Here is a 3959-nt window from a genome sequence, read left to right as displayed (position 1 = left end):
TATCAGGCGGCTGTCGATACTGCGTGCCCAGGGTGGTCCGGGCGGAGCTGATCTTGAAGTGGGAGTGGTCGGTGAAAATGTCGACCTCTTGCGTCAGCAGGCGGAGCGCGTCAGCAGTTATGTTAAAACCATTCCCGGTGTCTACGATGTACGCCACGATATGGAGGCGGGCAAACTGGAGTACCAGTACATGCTCAACGAGCATGGACGCCAACTCGGCCTGACACAGCAGCAACTGGCAAACGCCGTACGTACCGGCTTCCTGGGACTTGAAGTGACCCAGGTGAACTGGCGCGACAAGTCGATTCCGGTGAGGCTGATCTACCCTGAGGCGATCCGAGAAGGCAGCATGCCGCTGACCAGCCTGCCGATTACGCTCAATGACGGGCGTGTCGTCTATCTCGGCGAGGTTGCAACAGTTGAAAAGGGGCGTGGTTATAACAGTATCAGCCGACGTGACCTGGAGCGTCTCGCGACCATCACCGCAGATGTTGATGACAAGATCACCACCCCGGACCAGGTGATTGAGCGCATCGGCAACGAATTTGCAGCATTTTCCGATGAGATGCCGGGTTATCGCCTGATGTTTCTCGGTCAGAAGAAAGAGGCTGCAGAATCGATGGCCGGCATGAAGCAGGCGGGGCTGATCGCACTGGTGCTGATCTTTTTCATTCTCTCCGCACTGTTTCGTTCGTTGCTCGACCCGCTGGTGGTGATGTTTGCGATTCCGTTTGGCCTCATCGGCGTCATTATTGGCCATGTGCTGTTTGGACTGCACCTGCAGTTTCTGTCGCTGATCGGATTTCTTGCGCTCTCCGGTATCGTCGTCAACGACTCGCTGATACTGGTCGAGTTCGCTCGCCGCATGCGTTGTGAAGGCATGGATCGTCTTGACGCACTGGTCGAGGCAGGGCGCGTACGTATCCGCCCGATTATGCTCACCACCATCACCACTTTTCTTGGCGTATCACCGCTGATATTTTTCTCCAGCGGGCAGACTGCTTTTCTGTCACCGATGGCGATCAGTCTCGGTTTCGGGCTATTGTTTGCCACGGGATTGATTCTTGTTGCCCTGCCCTGCTTTTACCTGATTGCCGACGATATGCGCTGTCTCAGCTATCGTGCCTTCGGCAAGACCTATTAGCCCTGCAAGGAAGAGGTCGTTATCGAGCCATACCAACATATTGAACACACGGAGTAAGCTGCATATGCCGCAAAGAACAGAAGCCATCAGAAAATGGCTTGATGCACACTGGAACAGAGAAGGAACAGAGATTACGCAGGTCTCTGGCGATGCCTCGTTCAGGCGCTATTTTCGTGCAATTGGACCGGATGGAATGCCATGGGTGGTGATGGATGCGCCGCCAGAGAAAGAGGACTGTGGCCCGTTTATCGATATCGAGAAAAGGCTTTCAGCCGCAGGTTTGCATGTACCGAAGATCGTCGCGCATGAGTCTGAACAGGGTTTTTTGCTGCTCGAGGATCTCGGCGATGTGCAGTATCTCGAAGAGCTCAATGAGGAGAGTGCGCCAGGTCTCTATGGCGATGCACTGAGTGCGCTTGCCACAATGCAGGCAAGTACCTCGACAGATGGGTTGCCTGTGTATGATGCAAACCTGCTACGTTTCGAGATGGAACTGTTTCGCGACTGGCTATGTGGTGAACATCTCGACCTGAAACTTGGTGAGCAGGATCATGACATGCTCGATGAGGTCTTTCACCAGCTCACCATGAATGCCCTCGAACAGCCGCAGGTTTTCGTACACAGGGATTATCATTCACGCAACCTGATGTTGTCGCATCCGCCACTGCCGGGGATTATCGATTTTCAGGATGCCGTTGTCGGACCTATCACCTACGATCTGGTGTCCTTGCTCAAGGATGCCTATATTCGCTGGCCGCTGCAGCAGGTTGATGATTGGGCTATGGGCTACGCGCAGCTGGCGATCCAGTCCGGATTGATGTCGGCCAGTGATGAGGAGAACTTCCAGCGCTGGTTTGATCTCATGGGATTGCAGCGCCACATCAAGGTAGCGGGTATTTTTGCACGCCTCTACCGGCGTGATGGCAAAGCCGGCTATCTGGCTGATATTCCACTGGTGCTCGACTATATTCTTGAAATGGAACCGAGATACCCGCAGATTGAACCATTATGCAAACTGATTCGCGAACGCATCCTTCCCGGCCTGCAGGCAGAGGATTAAACAGATGCTAGAGCATCGTTATCCGGGCCTGCGCCTGATCACATTTGACCTGGATGACACCTTGTGGCCCTGTCATGTGACCATCATGCGTGCCGAGAACGCGCTGTTTGAATGGCTGCAGTCACGTGCCCCGCGACTCACCGAGATTCATTCAGTCAGCTCGATGCGTGAACACCGCCGCGAACTGGCACATGCCAAGCCACACCTGATGCATGATTTGAACCTGCTCAGAACACGCCATCTCGAAGTACTGCTCGAAGAGAGTGGCCATGATGTCTCCCTGGCAGTTACGGCAACCGAATATTTTCAGGAACACCGTAATCGTGTTGAGCCGTTCGACGATGTGCCAGAGGTACTGCAGCAGTTAGGCCGCCAATACACGCTGATCTCGGTCACCAACGGGACTTCAGAAATCGACAAAACCCCGTTGGCAGGCCTTTTTCATCACTCATTGACGGCAGCACAGGTCGGCCACGCCAAGCCACACCCTGCGATGCTGGAAGAGGCACTGGCGCTTGCCGGGGTGAAAGCCGGGGAGTCGCTCCATGTTGGTGATGATCCGCGGCGCGATATGGAGCCGGCACAGGCTCTCGGCATGCAGGCAGTCAGGGTGGTGCGTGTCGATACAAAATTCAGCTGTGGTGTCGAGGAAGAGGTTGAGACCCCGGGAGTATTGCAGATTAGCTCACTGCATGAACTGCTCGATGAAAAGCCGGGCTGAGACTGGCTATTGACGCGGGTGCTTGACACAAATTGTGCTCTGCACCACACTAGGCCATTGCCCTGGGAAATGACTACCGGAGTCATTTCTTTTTTACTGTTGATATTTAAACATGCGAACTGGCCACAACCGGGATCGCAATATAATCAATCAGGCATGCCGGGCTGCAAGGGAGTGCAGGAGGAGAGAAGCGTTGCGCCGCGCGACTTTCCATGGGCGAACATGTCACCTTTGAAAACGTCTGGAGGAATCAGTGGACTATCAAAGCTATTACCGTAAGTCTATCGAAGAGCCCGAAGCCTTTTGGAGTGAGGAAGCAGCAAAACTGCAATGGTACAAGTTCCCCAAGCAGATCCTGCAGCACGAGGGGAATGAGTGGAACTGGTATGCCGACGGTGAAATGAACACCTGTTACATGGCCGTTGACTATCATGTCGAAAACGGCCGTGGAGACCAGGTTGCAATCTATTATGATTCGCCCGTTACCGACACCAAGGATTCCATCACATTCAGAGAGCTGCGTGACCAGGTCGCCACCTTTGCCGGTGCGCGTCTCGGTGCAATCCATTCAGTCGTATTCGGCGGTTTTGCCTCGCACGACCTGGCGATACGAATCAATGACGCCAAGCCAAAACTATTACTTACTTCAAGCTGCGGTATCGAAATTGGCAAGGTGATTGCATACCAACCACTGATTGATGCTGCGATCGAGGAAGCAAAGCACAAGCCTGATGCAGTCGTCGTACTGCATCGTCCGCAGGCCGAATTCCAGATGAAGGAAGGACGCGATCTCGACTGGTACGCTTTTCAGGAAGGTGTAGAGCCAGCTGATCCGGTTGCGGTCAAGGCGACTGATCCTCTCTATATTCTTTATACCTCGGGCACCACTGGTCAGCCCAAGGGTGTTGTCAGGCAGAATGGCGGCCACGCAGTGGCAATCGCTGCGCGCCAAGGAGAGAGAATCGAAGGCGCGTAGTCCGCGGTAGCCACTAGGCGAGACTGTTTTTCTGACGTGCGCCAGCGCCAAAGGAAAA

4 protein-coding genes are annotated in these 3959 nt (G+C 54.3%); all 4 read left to right on the top strand.

From position 1 onward, the window contains the following. On the top strand, positions 1-1144 hold a 1144-nt coding region (locus tag BOW51_RS08160), incomplete at its 5' end, for an efflux RND transporter permease subunit (RefSeq protein ID WP_135568157.1). Between the two features lie 64 nt (positions 1145-1208). Continuing rightward, the gene (locus tag BOW51_RS08155; RefSeq protein ID WP_078477255.1) at positions 1209-2204 is read left to right on the top strand and encodes an aminoglycoside phosphotransferase family protein; all 996 of its coding nucleotides are present in this window, start codon (positions 1209-1211) and stop codon (positions 2202-2204) included. Positions 2205-2208: 4 nt separating this feature from the next. Beyond that, entirely contained in the window at positions 2209-2925 is a 717-nt protein-coding gene (locus BOW51_RS08150; protein WP_078477254.1) for an HAD family hydrolase, read from the top strand. Between the two features lie 253 nt (positions 2926-3178). Further along, a complete protein-coding gene (locus tag BOW51_RS08145; RefSeq protein ID WP_078477253.1) occupies positions 3179-3901 on the top strand; it encodes an AMP-binding protein in 723 nt (240 codons plus the stop codon). Positions 3902-3959: the final 58 nt, after the last annotated feature.

Source organism: Solemya elarraichensis gill symbiont (genome assembly GCF_002021095.1).
Taxonomy (GTDB): Bacteria; Pseudomonadota; Gammaproteobacteria; order Chromatiales; family Chromatiaceae.
This window is presented reverse-complemented; position numbering and strand designations above follow the sequence as displayed.

Excerpts from the sequence above, each read along its gene's own strand:
- BOW51_RS08150 (WP_078477254.1), top strand. The coding sequence starts at position 2,209 with ATGCTAGAGCATCGTTATCCGGGCCTGCGCCTGATCACATTTGACCTG.
- BOW51_RS08155 (WP_078477255.1), top strand. The coding sequence starts at position 1,209 with ATGCCGCAAAGAACAGAAGCCATCAGAAAATGGCTTGATGCACACTGG.